General features: G+C 67.8%; 20 protein-coding genes. 10 read left to right on the top strand and 10 right to left on the bottom strand.

Annotated features, from left to right (window positions below; translation table 11 throughout):
• Positions 1-10 precede the first annotated feature (10 nt).
• Positions 11-562: a TetR/AcrR family transcriptional regulator gene (locus ABD768_RS13350; protein ID WP_344840630.1), complete on the top strand. Its 552-nt coding sequence runs from the start codon at positions 11-13 to the stop codon at positions 560-562.
• On the opposite strand, the gene ABD768_RS13345 is transcribed toward ABD768_RS13350, so the two are convergent.
• The 3 genes from ABD768_RS13345 to ABD768_RS13335 form a co-directional block, all read right to left on the bottom strand.
• Positions 550-1,050: a DUF2867 domain-containing protein gene (locus tag ABD768_RS13345; RefSeq protein ID WP_344840628.1), complete on the bottom strand. Its 501-nt coding sequence runs from the start codon at positions 1,048-1,050 to the stop codon at positions 550-552. The two genes, ABD768_RS13350 and ABD768_RS13345, sit on opposite strands and share 13 nt — an antisense overlap.
• A gap of 13 nt (positions 1,051-1,063) precedes the next feature.
• The gene (locus ABD768_RS13340) at positions 1,064-1,615 is read right to left on the bottom strand and encodes a TetR/AcrR family transcriptional regulator (RefSeq protein WP_344840626.1); all 552 of its coding nucleotides are present in this window, start codon (positions 1,613-1,615) and stop codon (positions 1,064-1,066) included.
• A 72-nt stretch (positions 1,616-1,687) separates the two neighbouring features.
• The gene (locus ABD768_RS13335; protein WP_343975333.1) at positions 1,688-2,278 is read right to left on the bottom strand and encodes a TetR/AcrR family transcriptional regulator; all 591 of its coding nucleotides are present in this window, start codon (positions 2,276-2,278) and stop codon (positions 1,688-1,690) included.
• 102 nt (positions 2,279-2,380) lie between these two features.
• Between ABD768_RS13335 and ABD768_RS13330 the strand changes: the two genes are divergently transcribed.
• The 3 genes from ABD768_RS13330 (at position 2,381) to ABD768_RS13320 (ending at position 5,810) form a co-directional block, all read left to right on the top strand.
• Entirely contained in the window at positions 2,381-2,821 is a 441-nt protein-coding gene (locus ABD768_RS13330; protein ID WP_343975336.1) for an OsmC family peroxiredoxin, read from the top strand.
• A gap of 144 nt (positions 2,822-2,965) precedes the next feature.
• Positions 2,966-4,819 (top strand): FtsX-like permease family protein, encoded by a 1,854-nt coding sequence (locus ABD768_RS13325; RefSeq protein ID WP_344840623.1) that lies wholly within the window; start codon positions 2,966-2,968, stop codon positions 4,817-4,819.
• 220 nt (positions 4,820-5,039) lie between these two features.
• Positions 5,040-5,810: a GAF and ANTAR domain-containing protein gene (locus tag ABD768_RS13320; RefSeq protein ID WP_344840621.1), complete on the top strand. Its 771-nt coding sequence runs from the start codon at positions 5,040-5,042 to the stop codon at positions 5,808-5,810.
• Here the strand turns inward: ABD768_RS13320 and ABD768_RS13315 are convergent, their stop codons facing one another.
• From ABD768_RS13315 to ABD768_RS13300, 4 genes are read right to left on the bottom strand one after another with little or no spacing between them, the layout of a single operon-like run.
• The gene (locus ABD768_RS13315; protein WP_344840619.1) at positions 5,811-7,025 is read right to left on the bottom strand and encodes an MFS transporter; all 1,215 of its coding nucleotides are present in this window, start codon (positions 7,023-7,025) and stop codon (positions 5,811-5,813) included. It abuts the gene before it with no gap.
• Positions 7,022-7,465: a MarR family winged helix-turn-helix transcriptional regulator gene (locus ABD768_RS13310; RefSeq protein WP_343975348.1), complete on the bottom strand. Its 444-nt coding sequence runs from the start codon at positions 7,463-7,465 to the stop codon at positions 7,022-7,024. Before ABD768_RS13310 ends, ABD768_RS13315 begins: the two co-directional genes overlap by 4 nt.
• Before the next feature lie 48 nt (positions 7,466-7,513).
• Positions 7,514-9,037 carry an alpha/beta fold hydrolase gene (locus ABD768_RS13305; RefSeq protein ID WP_344840617.1) on the bottom strand — a complete coding sequence of 508 codons (1,524 nt, stop codon included), beginning with the start codon at positions 9,035-9,037 and terminating at the stop codon, positions 7,514-7,516.
• A 40-nt stretch (positions 9,038-9,077) separates the two neighbouring features.
• Positions 9,078-10,259: a glycosyltransferase gene (locus ABD768_RS13300; protein ID WP_344840615.1), complete on the bottom strand. Its 1,182-nt coding sequence runs from the start codon at positions 10,257-10,259 to the stop codon at positions 9,078-9,080.
• Positions 10,260-10,298: 39 nt separating this feature from the next.
• Here ABD768_RS13300 and ABD768_RS13295 point away from each other — a divergent pair, with 39 nt between their 5' ends.
• From ABD768_RS13295 to ABD768_RS13285, 3 genes are read left to right on the top strand one after another with little or no spacing between them, the layout of a single operon-like run.
• Positions 10,299-10,778 carry a MarR family winged helix-turn-helix transcriptional regulator gene (locus ABD768_RS13295; protein WP_344840613.1) on the top strand — a complete coding sequence of 160 codons (480 nt, stop codon included), beginning with the start codon at positions 10,299-10,301 and terminating at the stop codon, positions 10,776-10,778.
• A complete protein-coding gene (locus ABD768_RS13290; protein ID WP_344840611.1) occupies positions 10,771-10,992 on the top strand; it encodes a hypothetical protein in 222 nt (73 codons plus the stop codon). Before ABD768_RS13295 ends, ABD768_RS13290 begins: the two co-directional genes overlap by 8 nt.
• Complete coding sequence (locus tag ABD768_RS13285; RefSeq protein WP_344840609.1) at positions 10,989-11,255, top strand: methyltransferase family protein; 267 nt, start codon at positions 10,989-10,991, stop codon at positions 11,253-11,255. The genes ABD768_RS13290 and ABD768_RS13285 overlap by 4 nt, the downstream gene beginning before the upstream one ends.
• On the opposite strand, the gene ABD768_RS13280 is transcribed toward ABD768_RS13285, so the two are convergent.
• Positions 11,215-11,922, bottom strand: a complete 708-nt coding sequence (locus tag ABD768_RS13280) for a transporter substrate-binding domain-containing protein (RefSeq protein WP_343975362.1) — start codon at positions 11,920-11,922, stop codon at positions 11,215-11,217. The two genes, ABD768_RS13285 and ABD768_RS13280, sit on opposite strands and share 41 nt — an antisense overlap.
• A gap of 49 nt (positions 11,923-11,971) precedes the next feature.
• On the bottom strand, positions 11,972-13,597 hold the full coding sequence (locus tag ABD768_RS13275) for a GMC oxidoreductase (RefSeq protein WP_344840607.1): 1,626 nt from the start codon (positions 13,595-13,597) through the stop codon (positions 11,972-11,974).
• Positions 13,598-13,732: 135 nt separating this feature from the next.
• Between ABD768_RS13275 and ABD768_RS13270 the strand changes: the two genes are divergently transcribed.
• The 3 genes from ABD768_RS13270 to ABD768_RS13260 are packed head-to-tail and all read left to right on the top strand — an operon-like array spanning position 13,733 to position 16,308.
• Positions 13,733-14,395, top strand: a complete 663-nt coding sequence (locus ABD768_RS13270) for a TetR/AcrR family transcriptional regulator (RefSeq protein ID WP_344840726.1) — start codon at positions 13,733-13,735, stop codon at positions 14,393-14,395.
• Positions 14,392-15,999 carry an MDR family MFS transporter gene (locus tag ABD768_RS13265; protein ID WP_344840606.1) on the top strand — a complete coding sequence of 536 codons (1,608 nt, stop codon included), beginning with the start codon at positions 14,392-14,394 and terminating at the stop codon, positions 15,997-15,999. The genes ABD768_RS13270 and ABD768_RS13265 overlap by 4 nt, the downstream gene beginning before the upstream one ends.
• Positions 16,000-16,008: 9 nt before the next feature.
• Entirely contained in the window at positions 16,009-16,308 is a 300-nt protein-coding gene (locus ABD768_RS13260; RefSeq protein ID WP_343975375.1) for a thiamine-binding protein, read from the top strand.
• A 15-nt stretch (positions 16,309-16,323) separates the two neighbouring features.
• Here the strand turns inward: ABD768_RS13260 and ABD768_RS13255 are convergent, their stop codons facing one another.
• A complete protein-coding gene (locus ABD768_RS13255) occupies positions 16,324-17,067 on the bottom strand; it encodes an SDR family oxidoreductase (protein ID WP_344840604.1) in 744 nt (247 codons plus the stop codon).
• Positions 17,068-17,145: the final 78 nt, after the last annotated feature.

Genomic DNA, 17,145 nt, shown 5'->3' with positions numbered 1-17,145 from the left:
TTTGCGATTCGTGCAGGTCAGGAGCGTTGATGGACGCCGCGTACGCGGGCAAGCGCGGCGAGTGGAGTTGCTGACGGCGACGCTGGCCGTGATCGAGCGGGACGGCGTTGCCGGGGTCAGCCATCGGGCGGTCGCCGCCGAGGCCGGGGTCTCGCTGGCCTCGACGACGTACCACTTCACCTCGCTCGACGACTTGCTGGTGGCAGCGCTGACCTGGGCGGCCGACGACCTGGCAGCCGAGCTCCACGAGCGCGTCAACGAAATGGGTGCCCGCCCCGCCGACGAGCTTGCGCGACTGATCGAGCACTGCCTGGTCTATCGGCGAGGCCGCACGCTGGCGGAGTACGAGCTGTACCTCCTCGCAGCCCGCCGCCCGGCGCTCCGCGACGCCGCTGCTGCCTGGCTCGAGCCCCTGACCCAGATCGCCCGCAACTTCACCACGAACCCCCAAAAGGCAAGCCTCCTGGTAGCAGCCCTCGACGGCATCCTGCTCCAGTCCCTCATCGGCGCCCGCCCCTACAACCAAGCCGATTTCACGGCCCTACTGACTCACCTGCGGTAGTTGACGCCCGAGCCGCACATGAAGCGGATTGCGACGTGGTGGAAGGGGCGGATCAGGTTGAAGTAGAGGCGGCCGGCGGTGCGGAGGTAGTGGACGAGGGTTACCACCTTGAATGCGCGGACGGGGCCGGAGTCGTCGACGATGATCGCCAGGTAGGCGAAGAGATGGTTGTCGGTGACTTTCAGCAGGAGGTAGTGCTCTTCTTCGCCGCGATCGACCGTGAAGAACGCGAGCTGGTCGCCGGGGGTGAAGCTGACGTCCTCGGGGCGGAGCCTTGTTCTGGAAGGCATTCCGGTCATCTCGAGTCGGAGCAGTTTGGCGACGGGGACGCGGAGCGCGAAGAGCGCCTGGCCGGCGCGGGACTCGAGGCTCAGGGCGCCGGCGGTGAACTCGCGCAGCGTCACCGATCCGGTCGCCGTCTTCACGTCGATGACGTCGGCTTCGGGCAGGAGCTCGGCTAGCTCAGGGAGATCGGTGTACGTCGGCATGGCGGGCTCCTTCTCAGGTGAGGAACGGTTTGCCGGTCGCCAGGGTCAGCGTGGTCGCGTACAGCGCGCGCAACTCGGTCGCCGGCACCGGTGGTACGACCTGCTCGGCGCCGATCAGGATCAGGTAGAGCAACCGGGCGAGGTGCTCGGGCTCCTCGACGCTATCGATCCCGCGGCAAAGCTCTTGTAGATAAGCGGTTCTGGCGTGATCGACCCGCTCCTGCGCGGCCCTCGCCTCGGGATCCTGCAGGGCCCATGCCCGTACTGCGATCTCGAGCCGGACGTGGTCCGCATCGGCCAGCACCGGCTCCATCAACTGGGTCAGCTTGCTCGCCGCATCAGCGTCGGGGTGCTCTTCGACGGCGTCGATCAGCCGCGTGGTGAACCGCCTCTCGAAGTACTCGAGCAGGGCGGTCCGGAATCCGCCTGCCCCTTTGAAATGGTGGTAATACGACCCTTTGCTCAAGCCCAGTTCGCCGGTGAGCCGCTCGATCGTCAACGCCGGCGAGCCCTCGGCCGCCAGCACCTTCAACCCGGCCTCGAGCCAGTCCTTCTGTGCCACCATGCCGCTGACCATACCATACTGTTTGGTATGGTCAGCAAGGATGGCGGTGCCTGACTGGTGCCAGGGGCCGACTCAGAGGGCGGCGTCGACGATCGCGTTGAAGGCCGTGGTCAGCCGGTCTCCGACCCGGGTGGGGTCGCCCAGGTAGCCGGCGACCAGGGCGCCGTCGCGGAGCATCATCATCTGGTCGGCTACGGCGTACGACGGCTTGCCCGCCGGGGTGCCCAGCCGGGTCGCCAGGCCCCGGAAGAAGGTCCACCACCAGCTGCGCTGGTCCTCGACCAGGCGGCGGATCGGATGCGTGGGATCGGCGTACTCGGCGCCGGCGTTGATGAACGGGCAACCGCGGAAGCCGGGCTGGCAACTGGAGTCGGCCAGCAGTTTGGCGACCGCTTGCAGTGCCCGGCGTGGGTCGTCGTCCTGGGCGGCGGTCGTCACCGCGATCCGTTCCCAGTCGGCCCGGCGCTCGAGGTACGCGAGAACGAGGTCGTCCTTGGTGGGGAAGTGCCGGTAGAACGTCGCCTTGGTGGTGCCGACGGCCGCGATGATCCGGTCGGCGCTGATCGCCCGGATGCCTTCGCCGTAGAACAGTTCGCTGGCGCACTCGATCAACCGGTCCCGCACGGGGACGGTGCGGTCGGGGGCGCTGGTGTGCTCTGTCATCTCCGTCACTATCCCATCCTCGGCGCTCTCGCTTGGTTGACGACTGCAAGAGTGACTAGTTAGTCTACCTGTATTCGCGGTTGACTTTCTAGGGAGACAGATATGCCTACTCGTACCGCTCGCACCGCCTGGAACGGCACCCTGCAAGACGGTTCCGGCCAGGTCGAGCTGACCAGCTCCAAGATCGGCACCTACGAGGTCTCCTTCCCCAAGCGGGCGGCCGAGGACGCGAACGGCACCACCAGCCCGGAGGAACTGATCGCCGCGGCCCACTCGGCCTGCTTCGCGATGCAGTTCTCCGCGCTGATCGCGGAGGCCGGCGGCACTCCGATCGCCCTGGAGATCCAGGACGACGTCACGCTCGGCCCGGACCCGGACGGCGGCTTCAAGCTGACCGGCATCAAGCTCACGGTCCGCGGCGAGGTCGACGGCCTCGACGCCGACGGCTTCGCCAAGGCAGCCGCGGACGCAAAGGCCACCTGCCCCATCAGCAAGGCCCTGACCGGCGTCGAAATCACCCTGGACGTCGCCCTCGAGCAGTAGCTCACACCCGCGCACCGCACCCGTGTATTGCGTGGGCTCCGGTCTTCTCTGTCCCCGGTAGCGCTTGCGCTACCGGGGACGGGCGTTTGGGGGAGGGTGTGCGAGCGCGCTGGGCGGTTGAGTGGTGGTGTGCTGAGGATTTCGGTGGGTGCGGTTCGGGACCGGTGGCAGTTGTTCGCCGGGGCGGTGGTTGCGGTGGCGCTCGGGGTGGGGCTGGTGCAGTCGGCGCTGCAGGTGATGGCGGCGACCGACCGGCCCGTACTACCGGCAGGGCTGACGGGAATCGAGCGGGCGCACATCCGCGACGGGTACGCGGGTGCGGCGACGTTGCTCGGGATGACGGTGATGCTGGCGGTCTTCCTGACCGTGTTCATCGTCAGTACGACCTTCGGCTTCACCGTCGTACAGCGGCGGCGAGAGCTCGCGTTGCTGCGACTGGTCGGCGCGCAACGCGGCAGCCTCCGACTGATGTTGCTCGGCGAGGCGGTGTTGCTCGGCCTGGTGGGGACGGCGGTCGGCGTACCGGTCGGCCTGCTCGGCACCTTCGCGCAATCGAAACTCCTTGTTTCTTTGGGGATGCTGCCACAGTGGTTCATTGCGCCTTGGGATCCAGGCGCCCTGTACGCCGCCGCGATCGTCGGCGTGAGCACCGCCGTGGTCGGTGTCTTCGCCGCAGCCTGGCGGGCATCGCGGATCAGCGCATTGGAGGCGCTGTCCGACCTGCCGGAAGGCCGACCGGTGATGACCGGCTGGCGCTGGTTCTGGGGGTTGTCGGCCGCAGTGTCGACGGCCGCACTGGTCGCCATCGCGCAGGCAGCCGGTGATCTGGTCGCCGGACTGACCATCGCCTTGCTGGTGATGGTCAGCGGCTCAGTCGCGCTGAGCCAACTGAGCCCGGTCGTCGTACCGTGGGTCGGCCGCCTCCCCGCGCTCGTACTCCGTGGCAGCGTCGTCGCAGACCTGGCCCGCGCCAACGTCCTCCACGCGGTACGCCGAAGCGCCGCCACCGCCGCCCCGCTGATCGTCTTGGCCGGCTTGCTGCTCGGCCTCTGGGGCACCTTCGGCTCACTTGCCAAGGCCGTCGGCGAGGAACAGCGCCAACTCATCACCGCCGACCTCGTCGTACCCGGCGAAGTCGCCTCCACCGCAGGAATCGCCGTCGCCTCACCGCAGACCATCGTGCCGATCTCCATCCGCCACAACCGCCGGACCACGTACTCCGAGGCGATCGGCATCGACCCGACTGCCTGGCAGCAAACCCACAAACTCCGTCCCCGCAAGGGCTCCCTGGCCCGCCTGGCCGGCGCGGCAATCGCCATCGGCCCAGGAATGAGTGCCGAGGGCTACAAACTCAATTCGGTGCTGGCGGCAACCATCGACGGCCGGACGGTCAAGCTGAAGGTGGTTGCGATCCTGCCCGAGACGCTGGACGTCGGTGACAACTTCTTCGTCCCGCGCGCGCTGACGCCGGCCGGCCGCACGGAGACGCTGGTGAAACTCGCCGACGGCGCCGACCTGACGGCGGCAGCACACCGGCTGGGTGGGCGTACGGTGGCCGACTGGGCGCAGAGCCGGGGCGAAGCGCAGCAGCGCGGCAACACGGCCATCTTCGCGGTACTGATGGGCTTGTCCGGTGTTTACGCCGCGGTCGCCGTAGTCAACGCGATCGTCATGTCCACCGCCGACCGCCGCCGAGAATTCGCCCAAGCCAGAATGGCCGGCCTCACCAGACCTCAGGTCCTCCTGATAGCCCTACTCGAGTCCCTGACCGTCGTCCTCGTCGGCGTCCTCCTCGGCTGCATCGTGGCAGCCGCAGCCCTGGCCGGCATAGCCACCGGCACCGCGAGCACCTACGGCGTCGTAGTCGTAGCAATCCCTTGGCGCCTACTCGCCCTGATCCTGGGAGGCTCCCTCATCGTCGTCGGATCCACCGCAGCCACCACCGCCTGGCTAGCAACCAAGCCGCAACCCATCACCTTGCTCAGCGGCCGCGAGTAGCCCGGCGCGGCAGCTCATACAGACGACGATGTGGTGGACTTCCGTCAGCTGAGACGGCCATGCGTCGGTCGCCGGTAGGAAAGAGTCTGGCTGAGAAGGCGCCTGGGTGGTGGGATGGCGGTACTGTGGAGGTATCACGCCGATTCTGTTCGGCGTGACTGGCTGCCCAAGACCCCGGCGTCGCTCTGCTCGAGTGGAAATTGCATAGGGAGTTGGGCCGATGGCGCTCATCCGTACTCGCCTCCGGCGATCGGTGACTGCTTCCGCGACGGCGATCGCAGGGCCGCGTCCCGAATCCAGCGATGCAGTGGTGTCGGCCGGTGAGGTGGCGCGCTGGGCCCAGCTCTACGACGCAGCCGGGATCACCGAGACGCTGGGACTGGTACAAGACTCTGTACTACGTATCGCCGGCGGTGACTGCGCAGGAGTGATTCTCCGCCGCCACGGACTCGCCTCGGCGAGCGCGATCGATCCACGGGCAGAGCTGGCCGATCAACTGCAACTGGACCAGGGAAACGGGCCGTCCGTGCCACTGAGGGGCGCGCACGGCAGCGTGCTGATCGCCGACACCGCTACCGATCAACGCTGGCCACGTTGGAGCCGGCAGGTGGCTGACCTCGGGCTGCGAAGCGTGCTCACCGTCCCACTCGCGACCAGTGCCTCGGCTGTGGGTGCGCTGACTGTCTACGCGGTTGCGCCGAACCAGTTCACGACCGGCGACGAGGCCGCGGCGCTGCTGCTGGCGAGGCACGCTGCTGTGGCGCTGTCGAACGTGGTGCAGATCGCGGACCTGGCCAAGGCGGTCGAGGCCCGGCATCGCATCGGCCAGGCGCAGGGAGTGCTGATGGAACGGTTCGCGATCGACGCCGACCAGGCGTTCGCAGTACTGCGCCGGTACTCCCAGGACGGCAACGTCAAGCTCCGGGTGGTCGCTGCCCGGCTGGTCGCCACCCGCATACTCCCGGACGGGCCGGCGGATGGCGACAGCTGACTAGGCGTCTGCTGCTGTGAGGGCGGTTGCTTCGGTCTCGGAGTGGACGACCGGGGTCCGAAGGTGGGCCAGGGGCTTCCAGCCGGTGGCCAGTACGCCGACTGCCAGCAGTACTGCGAAAGCGCCTACCCAGAAGGGGATCTGGACGTTGATCTCCTCGCCTAGTTTGCCTGCGAGCCAGGGGGCGACGGCGCCGCCGGAGAAGCGGACGAAGCTGTAGGCGGCGGAGGCGGTGCCTCGTTCTACGGGGGCGGCGGCCATGACGGCTTCGGTGATGAGGGTGTTGTTCACGCCGAGGAAGAGGCCGGCGACGATCACGCCTACGGCCAGTACCGGCGGGTGGTGGGCGTAGAGGCCCATCAGGGCCAGGTCTGCTGCGAAGAGGAGCAGGGACGTCATCACGACGGGGAGAGTGCCGAAGCGGCGTTGCAGGCGGGGCGCGGCGAAGACCGAGGTGAGTGCGAGGCCGATGCCCCAGCCGAAGAAGATCAGGCCGATCTGGCGGGCCGACATGCCCAGCGGGAACGGGGTGAAGGCGAGGAGGGTGAAGAAGCCGAAGTTGTAGAGGAGGGCGGTGACGGCGACGGTGGCGAGCGACCGGTGCCGGAGTGCCTTCAGGGGTTCGATGATCGACGTACGCCGGGGAGCGGGCGGCGACGCGGGGAGCAGGAACGCGGTGGCGGCCAGCGCGATCGTCATCAGGACCGCGACGCCGAAGAACGGGCCGCGCCAGGAGATCGTGCCGAGCTCACCGCCGACGAGCGGACCGGCCGCGATGCCGACGCCGAGCGCCGCTTCGTACAGGATGATCGCCTGGGCGACGGAACCGCTGGCGGAGTTGACGATCGTCGCCAAAGCGGTGGCGATGAAGAGCGCGTTGCCCAGACCCCAGCCGGCCCGGAAGGCGACGATCATGCCGATCGAGTTGGACAGGCCGGCCAGCGCGCTGAAGACGACGATGATGGCCAGACCGATCAGCAGGGTGCGCTTGGCGCCGATCCGGCTGGAGACCGCGCCGGTGATCAGCATCGCGACGCCGATCACGGCCATGTAGCTGGTGAACAGCAGCGACACCTGGGACGGGCTCGCGTGCAGTTGCTCGGCGATCGGCTTGAGGATCGGGTCGACCAGGCCGATGCCCATGAACGCGATCACGCACGCGAACGCGACGGCCCAGACGGACTTGGGTTGCTTCAGAAACGAGTTGCTGCTCACCGGTTGCTCTCCTCCAGAGGCTTGAGAATTCGGTGCATGACGGTGACCGCGGCCTGAAGGGTTTCGAGGTCGGATTGCGGCAGGTGCTTCAGCCGGGCGGCGATGGCCTCACCGGCTTCGTGCCGGGCGCGGTCGAGCTCGGCGCGGCCGGCCGGGGTGAGGCTGATCAGGCTGGCGCGGGAGTCGGCGGGGTCGGGCTCACGGCGTACCCAGCCGTTCTCCTCCTGGCGCTGGACCAGGTTGGACATCGTCGGCTGCGAACACCGGTCCGCCTTGGCGAGCTCACTGATCCGGGTCGGCCCGAGCTCGTCGAGCCGGCCCATCAGCCGCATCGCCGCGTGCGGCAACGCGCTCACATCCCGGCTGGCCAGCCGGGTCAACCGCGCCGAGGCGACGACGACGTCGACCCCGAGCTGAGAAAGATCTGTCGAAGCGATCACGTGAGACAACTATACATAGGAATGCTATGTATATCCAGAGCAGGTGAGTCAGCTCGGTGGCTGAAGCCCTGGGCAGCCCCGGTCGATGCGGCCCGTGTCGAAGTAGGTGACGACCTCTGCCGCACAGGCCGGGACTCTCGTGGTGGAGACGTGGGCGTCGTCGGCGACCGTGTAGATGGTGCCGCCGATGGCCTTTCGGGTTTGGCGGGCCCAGTCGTAGACGGACATGAACTCGTAGAGATGAGCGGCGAGGATCAAGGAGCCGTTGGTCGGGCGGAGGGTGGCTTGCTGTGCTGGGAGCGGCCAGCCTGAGCAGAGGGCGGTGGTGCCCCAGCCCCGGCCGGTCACCGGGAGGCGCTTCTGGAGTTTCTGATAGTCGCGCCAAGCCTTCGCGAAGGTCGGGCGGCTGCTGTCCTCGTTGCAGGTGACAGCCAGGTTCATAGTCATGCTCTGCATCTCGGGTGCGCCGGGGAGCGGTGCGGGCGGCGGCCCACCGAGTAGCTGCTTGACGGTCGGCGGTGCGGTCGGACCTGTGGCGGTGGCCAGTTCGGACAGGGCTTGGCCCACGCGGGTCCACTCGGCCGAGGTGCGGCCGGCCAAGTTGGCGATCACCGAGCCGTCGATCGGTCGCGGCAGGTCGGAGTACAGCTTGGGGCTGGTGTCGTACGCCTTGACCAGCTGCAGCACCTGCTCACGTACCTGCCGGGCAGTAGTGCCGAGGCCGTACGCCGTATGCCGATCGGCCAGCCATGCCGCGAAGCGCCCGAAGTTCCGCTCCATCGCCGCCGCACTCTCCTCGATGTGCCGGTCGAAATCGGTCCACGGCGGTGCCGGGCTGTCCAGGAAGACCCGGCCGGTGTACGTCGGGAACAAGCTCCTGTACGCCGCCCCGAGGTAGGTGCCCCAGGAGAGGCCGAGCAGGTTCAGTCTGCGATCGCCGAGTGCGGCCCGCACCTGGTTGACGTCCTTCGCGACGGTGTCGGTGGTGAGTTGCCCGATGAACTCCGGATCCGAGTTCGCGCAGCGCTGATTGACCGCCACCTGGGTGTCGTAGATCTTGCGCGCCATGGCTTCGGTCAGCGGACCCGGTTTGTCCGGGCCGTTCATCGGGAGCTCGCAGGCGACCTTGGTGCTGTAGCCGACGCCGCGGGGATCGAAGCCGATGAGGTCGTACTGCTCGTTCAGCGAAGCCATTTCCTGGTTGCGGAGCATGACGCGCAGGATCGGGTCGAGGTATCCGCTGCCACCGGGACCGCCGGGCAGTACCGCGACGCTGCCCTTGCGATGACCCGTGGCGGCGAGCCGCGTGACCGCGATGTCGATCTTCCGTCCGCCGGGATCGGCGTAGTCCAGCGGCACGCTGACCGTGCCGCAGTCGAGGCGGTCCATCAAAGTACGGAACGTCGCGAACTGATCCGGAGCCACGCCCAGGTTCCGGATCACGTCGTCGGAATAGCTGGGGCACGCCTTCCACGAGATAGGCGGTGGCGCGGCTCCGGCCGGAGACAGGTGCGCGGCAGGCATTATCGCCACGGCCATCGTCGCGGCGGCGAGCAAGGGTCGGATTCTCATAAGGTCATCCGACCGGTCCCGGCGTTTCCTCGCCGTTTCCTCAGAACGAGGCGATGAGTTCGGCGGCGTCCGCCGGGCCGTCGGCGGCGGCGTACAGCTTCTGGATGTCTTCGGCCGCGGCTTTGTGGGAGTTGCTGCCGAGTAGTTGGGTTGCGAGGGTGGCGAGGTTGTCGATCGGGGTTGCGGCACGGGCGGCGCCCAGGCGTTCGACCAGGGTCAGGTTGAGTGCCTGTTCCGGATGCAGTGGGACGCCGAGGAGGGGTGTGCCGCTGGCCATCGCGGTTTGGACGCTGCCTTGGCCGCCGGTGGTGACGGCGAGGTCGACCTGGGGCATGACGAGGTGGCTGGGGAGGATGCCTTCGATCAGGATCCGGTCCGTCGCCAAGTCGGCAAGGTCGCTGTGGATCGTCCCGGCGACGAGGATGCGGGCGTCGAGTGTGCTGAGCGAACCGATCGCGGCGCGGACCTCGGCGGCCGGGGTCGAGGTCATCGCGAGGTAGATGGTCGGGCCGGGCTGGTTGAGGAACTTCTGGACTCGGTCGGGGAGTGGGACGTCGAGGTGTGCGAAGAGAGGACCTACGGCGGCCAGTCGCGAGCCGGGGCGGTAGCCGGGGTCGCCGTCCGGATTCCAGCCGGCGAGTTCGGTGGCGGAGACGCCTAGGACTTCGGCGACCTCCGGTACCAGCGAGAGATCGCCCAGCAGCAACGCCGCGAGGCTCGGAATGCCTTGTACGCCGAGAGAATCGGCCACCCGGTTGAAGCCCGAGGTGTAGGCATCCATCTCGGCAGGCTTCCGGTCCGGCGGAAGGTACCGCTCGAACACCGGCGGTACGAAGCTCCCCGCATGCTCCGTCACAACCCGTACGCCGGCCAGCCGCGACGACAGCAACGAGGTCAGCGTAAAGCCGGTAACCGCCACGCTGATCCCATGTGCCCGGAAGTACTCAGCCTCCAACTGCACGTACGACCGGATCTCGTCATCCTCGTACATGCTCTGCCCCGGATCCCCAAGCCCCACGGCCGATCCGACGAAACGAGCGGCCCTCGCCGGCGACAGGCCGGGCCCCAATACGTCGTACGGGATCCCGGCGAGCAGGCGTTCGTGCGGACCGCCATGGGTGGCGACGCGGACCGGGACGCCGAGCTCGGTCAGGGCGCGGTGGAGCTCGAGCATCCGCGAGGTCTCGGACAGGTAGGCGCAGTGTGGCAGTAGACAGATCACGGTCTTGCCCCTTCGATGATGATAGGTAATATATTGCCTATGTCACCGCGAGACAAGACCGAAGACCTGCTGGGGATCGGCCCGGCCTCGGCGCTCGAGCCGTCGATCCGGGCCTTCCGGGCCACGCTCGCCCTGGCGCAGCGACTGCGGTACGCGATGGACGAGCGACTGCGCGAGGACGGTCTGACCACCCAGCAGGCCGCGTTGATCACAGTCGTCGTGGCGGCCGGCAAGCCGTCCCTGGCCGAATCCGCGGCCGCGCTCGGCAGCACCCATCAGAACGTCGCCCAGATCGTCGCCGCCCTGGTCCGCAAGGACCTCCTGCAGGTCGAGCCCGACCCGGCCGACAAGCGCCGCAAGTTGCTCTCAGCAACGAATCACAGTGCGGCCTTCTGGAAAGAAACAGATGCGGGCGACTTCGCGGCGGTCGCCGACTGGTTCGCCGATCTCACCCCGGCCGAGCTGCAGACCTTCTGCGAGCTCTCCGATCGCATCATCGCCAGGCTCGCCGATGATTAAGGCAGCCATCGGCAGCACGCTCTTCTTCTTCGCCGCACCCTGCGTGGTCGCCGGCCTGATCCCGTGGTGGATCAACGGCTGGGACGATCCGAAGCTCTGGCCGGCACTGCTCTTGATCGTCGCCGGTGTGCTCGTCGTCGTGCGCGCCTTCATTCGCTTCGTCCGCGAGGGCCGTGGCACCCCGCGCCGATCGCCCCGACCGAGCGCCTGGTGATCGGCGGCGACTTCCGTTTCGTCCGCAACCCCATGTACGTCGGCGTCGTGACAACCATCCTCGGTCAGGCACTCCTCTACCTCGACCCAGCACTTCTCATCTACGGCCTCGGCGCCTGGGTGGTGATGGCGACCTTTGTCCGCTACTACGAAGAGCCCGTACTACGCCAGCGCTACGGCAGCCAATACGACGACTACCGCAAGGCCGTCCCCGCGTGGATCCCTAGGGTGCGACCGTGGCGTCGGACTGCCCCGCCCGCTTGAGCGATTCCGCCACAAACCCGCTCGCCTTCAACTCCTCGACCACCTCACGCAGGAACTCAACGGTCTCCGGCTGCCGGTCCTTCGTCGTACCGACCGCTTGCTGGATCTGCATGAAGCGCTCGTCGATCAGCCGGACATCGTCATTCGCCGCGACGAAGGCCGTGATCGGCTGCCGAATACCCGCGGCCGCCTCCAACGACTCCGCGCGGAAAGCATCCGTGCCCTCAGCACCCCGAACCACAGTGGCGTTCTGCAGCGTGCGAGTCAGGAACAGGTCGTACGCAGACCCCTGCTTCACACCGATCCGCACCCCCGGGCTGTCCACCGACGCGACAGTCGTGAGCGGCGAGTCCTGCGGCACCGCGTAGACGCCTTCGATCACGACGTACGGGGCAGTGAAGGCGACCTCCGCCTCCCGCGCCGGATCGATGGCGAGGAAGCAGAGGTCGGCCGCACCCGACGTCATCGCCTCGAACGACTTCCGCGCCGCGTCGAAGCAGAGGAACTCCACCGGTACGCCGAGGCGCGCCGCGATCTCCCGGGCGAGGTCGACCGTGATGCCGGTCGGCTCGTCCGGGGTGCCCTGGGCGAGCACCGGATTGCCCAGGTTGATCGAGGCACGCAGGACGCCGGTGGGAGCCAGATCGGTCGCGAAAGAGGAAGTCACGAGGCCCGAGCGTATAACCCGCCAGGGCCGTCGCTCGGCGGCGATCTCGTCAGGTTCGCAGGTCGGTGGCGAGCACGCGGGCGATGTTGCGTTCGGCAAGGGCCGTGATGGTGACGAACGGGTTGACGCCGATCGAGCCCGGGATGAGCGAACCGTCCGTCACATACAGGTTGCGGTAGCCGCGGACCCGGCCGTAGTCGTCGGTCGCCTTGCCCAGCACGCAACCACCGAGCGGGTGATAGCAGAAGTCGGCCGCGAACTCCCGGTTGCCGCCGAAGAGATCGTGCCGGTACGTCGTACCGATCGCGCGGTTGATCCGGTCGAAAAGCGCCCGTGCGGTCGCGATCGACGGGTTGCTCTGCGTCGCGCCCCAATGGAGTTCGGCTCGATCAGTCGAAGCGTTGTAGCTGAAGCGGCCGCGCTCGGGGCTGGCCGTGATCGCCAGGTAGAGGCTGGCCCAGGTCTCGATACCGATCGGCAACGGCGCGATCTCCGCGAAGGCCGGATGGATCGGGTCGTTCCAGTTGTCGATGGCCAGCGTCGGGATCGTCGACTGAAGGAAACCGGTCGGGTCCCACAGATGGTTGGCGCGCGACGTCATCACGTTGCCGTTGCTGCCCCAGCCGGTGCCGATCGCCGCGGAGAGGTTGGGCAGGGCATCGGTTTCGCGGGCCCTGAGCAACAATTCGGTGGTGCCGACACTGCCGGCGCCGAGGAAGAGGTGTTCGCAGCCCAGCTCGCTGCGGCGGAGAACATTGCCTGAGGCATCGATCTTCTCGAGGGTCAGTACGTAGCCGGTCTTGTCCTGGCGGATCGCGGTGACCCGGGTGAGGGTCTGGATCGTCACCTTGCCGGTGCCGACCGCGTCCGCGAGGTAGGTCTTGTCGAGGCTCTGCTTGCCGTGGTTGTTGCCGTAGATGACCTCACCGGCCAGCGCCGACCGAGGGACCTGGTTGCGCTCTTCTCGTTGCAGATAACGGAAGTCGTAGACGTTCGGGATGACGGTCGTCTTGAAGCCGGCCTGGTGTGCGTGCCGGCGGGACACGCGGGCGTAGCGGTAGACCGGGGTCTGTTCTAGGTAGCGCGGGTCGATCGTGTTGACGCCGAGCATCTTGTTGGCGAGCGGGAAGTACCGCCGGTACATCTGGTCGGCGTCGACGCGCGGCAGCATCTTCTCGAAGTACGCGCGCTTCGGGGTCGGCGCCATGCCGCCGTTGACGAGTGAGCCGCCGCCGACGCCGCGACCGACGTAGACGCCCATGTTGGGGAAGTCGATCCGGTCGAGCACACCGGCGTACGGCGTACCGATGTCGCGGTTGACCACGTCGAGCCACAGGAACGTGTCGAGCGGGGCCTTGGTGCGGCGGCTGAACCACATCGAGCGGGAGTCCGGGTTCAGGGTCGAGCAGAAGATCTTGCCGTCCTTACCGGGCTTGTTCCACAACTGGCCCAGCTCGAGCATCGTCGTGGTGATGCCGGCCTCGCCGAGGCGCAGGGCGGTCACGGCCGAGCCGTAGCCGGTGCCGACCACGACGGCGGGGACGAAGGTTCGCTTCTGAACAGCAGAGGCGGTGCTGATCTGGGTGAGGCCGAGGGCGGCCGCGGAGGTGAAGGCGGTCAGGCCGGCGAACCGGCGGCGGGACATAACGGACGGATCAGTCTCCAAAAGGCGCATCGACGCACCGTAGCCGCTCGGATGCCTTCGGTAGCAGCCCAGGTGATCAGCGTCACGTGCCCCATCGTGCAGTTCTGCAAAGTTGCAGCAATAAGAATTTGCACTGACTGCAAGTTTTAGTACCGTGGAGGCGTGATGGAGATCGAGGAGACCGCCGCCGCGCCTGGCCGGCGGGAGCGCAAGAAGCGGGAGACCCGCGCGGCACTGACCGCCGCGGCGCTCCGGCTGGCGCTGGAGAAGGGGCCGGACAATGTCACGGTCGAGGAGATCAGCGAGGCCGCCGACGTCTCGGTGCGGACCTTCTTCAACTACTTCTCGCACAAGGAGCACGCCATCCTCGGCCGCGACCCGGACGACCTCGAGCTGGCCCTGCGCCGGATCCGCGAGGCGCCGGCCGGTGAGTCGCCGTTCGCCACGATGCGGGCGATCGTGGCCCGGGTGCTCGACGACCTGGAGTCGATCGAGGACCAGGAGACCGCGCTGGCGCAGCGGATCCGGCTGATCACCGAGTCGCCCAACCTGCTGGCCCAGTTCGTGGTGCTCGGCAGCGAGGACGAGCGCGACCTCGCGGCGGCCCTGGGCGACCAGATGGGCGAGCCGCTCGGCTCGCCGCTCCCGGCCTTGATCGTCAGCGCGACCTCGATGGCCGTCCGGGTGGCGGTCGAGCAGCGCAAGGCCGGCTCGGACCGCTCGATCAGAAGCCTCGTCGACGAGGGCTTCAGCCTGCTGGCGACCGGCCTCGATCCGCACTACGACCCGACCCTGGAACCCCGTACCGATCAGAAAGGTCAAGCATGACTACGACCTCTTCGTCCTCGCCGGAGCCGGCGGGGACGGTTGAGTCCGCTGGGGTAGACATCGCGACCGAAGCACCCGCCCAACTCACTCCGAGGCAGACGATCCAGGCCATCTCCGGCCTGATGATGGGCATGTTCGTCGCGATCCTGGCCGGCACGGTCGTCTCGACCGCGCTGCCGCGGATCATCCACGACCTCGGCGCGAGCCAGTCGTCGTACACCTGGGTGGTCACCCTCGAGCTGCTGACGATGACGGCCACCGTGCCGTTGTGGGGCAAGCTCGCCGACCTCTACAACAACAAGCTGCTGGTCCAGCTGTCGCTGAGCTTCTTCGTGGTCGGCTCGCTGGTGGCCGGCTTCGCGCCGAACATCGAAGTACTGCTGGGCAGCCGGGTGCTGCAGGGCCTCGGCGCCGGCGGTCTGACCGCGCTGGTGCAGATCGTGATGGCGGCGATCATCCCGCCGCGTGAGCTCGGCCGGTACTCCGGAATCTTCGGCGCCATCTTCGCGTCGGCGACTGTCGGTGGCCCGCTCCTGGGTGGCTTCCTGGTCGATTCGCCGCTGGGCTGGCGGGCCTGCTTCCTGGTCGGCGTGCCGTTCGTGCTGGCCGCGATCGTCTTGCTGCAAAGGACGTTGAAGCTGCCGACCGTACGGCGTGAGGTGAAGATCGACTGGTGGGGCGCGTTCCTGATCACGGCCGGCGTGAGCACGCTGCTGGTCTGGTCGTCGTTCGCCGGCAACAAGTTCGAGTGGGCCTCCGGCTGGAGCTTCCTGCTGGTGGGTGCGGCGGTCGCGGCCTTGGTGGCGGCCGTTCTGGTCGAGCGCCGGCACCCGGAGCCGATCATTCCGATGGACCTGTTCCGCAACCGCACGGTGACGCTGTCGATCATCGCGAGCGCGCTGGTCGGTCTGGCGATGTTCGGCGGGTCGGTGTTCCTGGCGCAGTACTTCCAGATCGCGCAGGGCTATTCGCCCACCAAGGCCGGGCTGATGAGCCTGCCGCTGATTCTCGGCATGATGGTCGCCTCGACGATCGCCGGTGGGCTGATCACGAAGTACGGCAAGTGGAAGATCTACCTGGTGATCGGCAGCGTGCTGTTGCCGATCGGGCTGGCGCTGTTCGGCACGATCGACGCGCACACGTCGAAGTACATGCTGTGGGCCTTCATGGTGGTGCTCGGCGTCGGCATCGGCCTGGTGATGCAGAACCTGGTGCTCGCCGCGCAGAACGACGTACCGGCTCGTGAGCTGGGCGCTGCGACGTCGGCGGTGAGCTTCTTCCGCAGCATGGGCGGCACGATCGGCGTCAGCGTGCTCGGCGCGATCCTGGCCAACAAGGTGACCGAGACCCTCAACCCCGGCGGCTCGTCATCCGGTGGCAGCGGCACGGTGCCGAACATCGCTGACCTGCCCGAGCAGGCGCGGGCGGTCGTCGAGAACGCGTACGGCGATGCGACGGCCGATTTGTTCATGATGTCGGTGCCGTTCGCGGTGCTCGCGTTGATCGCCGTCCTGTTCATCAAGGAGAAGGTGCTGCTGACCACGACGGGCGCCGAGCGCCGGGCCGAGGAAGAAGCAGCGGGCAGGTTGCAGGACGACATCTAGGCTGGCTGCATGATCGTTGCATTCAGCATCAGCCCGGCTGCCGGGGACGAGACCGGTGGCGTGAGCGAGGCGGTCGCCGAGGCGGTCCGGATCGTTCGCGCCTCCGGCCTGCCGAACGAGACCAACGCGATGTTCACCAACATCGAGGGGGAGTGGGACGAGGTGATGGCGGTGGTGAAGCAGGCCGTCGAGGCCGTCACCGCCGTCTCGCCCCGGGTCAGCCTGGTGCTCAAGGCCGACATCCGCCCCGGCTACACCGGACAGCTCACCGCCAAGGTGGAGCGGATCGAGCAGGCGCTCGCCGACTAGTACGCCGCCGCGCGGTCAGTGGCTGTTGAGGGCCGCGATCGCTTCCGGCAGGCGGTTCTCACGCTCGGCGTCGCGGAGGAAACCGACTCGCTGGACGGTGACCTCTTCGACGTCGGGCCGGTCGTGCAGGATGGCCATCGTCTCGGTCAGGAAGTCCTCGACCGGCATCGCCGACGGCGCGTCCTGCATGCCCATCAAGGTGGTCGCGACGTGTGGCGGGACCAGTTCGATCACCTGGACTCCGGTGCCGGCCAGTTGCAGTCGCAGGCTCTGCGTGTAGCTGTGAACGGCGGCCTTGGTGGCGTTGTACGTCGCGGTGAGCGCGAGCGGCGTGAACGCGAGGCCCGACGACACCGTGAGGATCGTGGCGTCCGGCCTCGTTACCAGGTACGGCGTGAAGGCCGCGATCGTGCGGATCGTGCCGAGCAGGTTCGTGGTGATGGTCGCCTCGGCCGTGTCCAGATGGCCGGGGTCGAGCAGGTTCTCCGGGCGCATGATGCCCGACATGGTCAGCAGGGCGTTGAGGTCGGGGAAGCGGGTGGTGACCTCGTCGTACGCCGTCTGGATCGAGGCCGGGTCGTCGACGTCGAGGACGACCGTCTCGATGCCGGGGTGCTCCGTCGCGATCTGGTCGAGCAGTTCCTTGCGGCGGCCGCCGATGATCACCTGGTTACCGAGAGCGTGCCAGCGCAACGCCAGGCCCAGCCCGAGTCCCGAAGTACCGCCGGTGATGAAGATCGTGTTCCCTGTCGTTTTCATGTCTCCAGCCTTGAGCGGATCCCGGTGGGCAACCAGGCTCGGTTCAGCCACTGCTCGGCAGGCAGTGGATAACTCCGG

The organism is Kribbella ginsengisoli (genome assembly GCF_039537185.1).
Lineage (GTDB): Bacteria > Actinomycetota > Actinomycetes > Propionibacteriales > Kribbellaceae > Kribbella > Kribbella koreensis.
The sequence above is the reverse complement of the archived record's forward strand: the minus strand, read 5'-3'. Positions and strand labels throughout refer to the sequence as shown.

What these genes read in the sequence shown, in the direction of transcription:
- ABD768_RS13345 (WP_344840628.1), bottom strand. Translation starts at nt 1,050, where the DNA reads ATGCCGACGTACACCGATCTCCCTGAGCTAGCCGAGCTCCTGCCCGAA.
- ABD768_RS13340 (WP_344840626.1), bottom strand. Translation starts at nt 1,615, where the DNA reads ATGGTGGCACAGAAGGACTGGCTCGAGGCCGGGTTGAAGGTGCTGGCG.
- ABD768_RS13335 (WP_343975333.1), bottom strand. Translation starts at nt 2,278, where the DNA reads ATGACAGAGCACACCAGCGCCCCCGACCGCACCGTCCCCGTGCGGGAC.
- ABD768_RS13330 (WP_343975336.1), top strand. Translation starts at nt 2,381, where the DNA reads ATGCCTACTCGTACCGCTCGCACCGCCTGGAACGGCACCCTGCAAGAC.
- ABD768_RS13320 (WP_344840621.1), top strand. Translation starts at nt 5,040, where the DNA reads ATGGCGCTCATCCGTACTCGCCTCCGGCGATCGGTGACTGCTTCCGCG.
- ABD768_RS13305 (WP_344840617.1), bottom strand. Translation starts at nt 9,037, where the DNA reads ATGAGAATCCGACCCTTGCTCGCCGCCGCGACGATGGCCGTGGCGATA.
- ABD768_RS13295 (WP_344840613.1), top strand. Translation starts at nt 10,299, where the DNA reads ATGTCACCGCGAGACAAGACCGAAGACCTGCTGGGGATCGGCCCGGCC.
- ABD768_RS13290 (WP_344840611.1), top strand. Translation starts at nt 10,771, where the DNA reads ATGATTAAGGCAGCCATCGGCAGCACGCTCTTCTTCTTCGCCGCACCC.
- ABD768_RS13275 (WP_344840607.1), bottom strand. Translation starts at nt 13,597, where the DNA reads ATGCGCCTTTTGGAGACTGATCCGTCCGTTATGTCCCGCCGCCGGTTC.
- ABD768_RS13270 (WP_344840726.1), top strand. Translation starts at nt 13,733, where the DNA reads ATGGAGATCGAGGAGACCGCCGCCGCGCCTGGCCGGCGGGAGCGCAAG.
- ABD768_RS13265 (WP_344840606.1), top strand. Translation starts at nt 14,392, where the DNA reads ATGACTACGACCTCTTCGTCCTCGCCGGAGCCGGCGGGGACGGTTGAG.
- ABD768_RS13260 (WP_343975375.1), top strand. Translation starts at nt 16,009, where the DNA reads ATGATCGTTGCATTCAGCATCAGCCCGGCTGCCGGGGACGAGACCGGT.
- ABD768_RS13255 (WP_344840604.1), bottom strand. Translation starts at nt 17,067, where the DNA reads ATGAAAACGACAGGGAACACGATCTTCATCACCGGCGGTACTTCGGGA.